This is a genomic window from Halalkalibacter oceani, assembly GCF_023715605.1.
Classification (GTDB): domain Bacteria; phylum Bacillota; class Bacilli; order Bacillales; family Bacillaceae_D; genus Halalkalibacter; species Halalkalibacter oceani.
Genome location: NZ_JAMBOL010000111.1, coordinates 1 through 255, shown reverse-complemented (window position 1 = coordinate 255; position 255 = coordinate 1). Strand labels below are relative to the sequence as shown.

General features: G+C 49.8%; 1 pseudogene. It reads right to left on the bottom strand.

Going from position 1 to position 255, the window contains the following annotated elements:
* Nucleotides 1-199, bottom strand: a pseudogene (locus M3202_RS22220) (hypothetical protein); the annotation flags it as partial.
* Nucleotides 200-255 lie beyond the last annotated feature (56 nt).

Below are 255 nucleotides of genomic sequence, written 5' to 3'. Positions count from 1 at the left end.
CAATAGCGCCTCGCGCCTCCCCGATAAGACCCCCAACCTTATTCTCGCCTTCAACTTCTCCTGTCGCATAGACTTTTTTAAAATCAGCTGCAGTCCCCTCTCCGATTATACCTCCGGTATCAGTCCCACCTTTTACATCAACACTGCTATAGGATTCCGTCATGGCACCCGACCAGCTTCCTGCGATACCACCAGTCATATCTTCTCCTGACACTAAACCATCTATGACACTAACACCCTCAATAGTGCCACTCC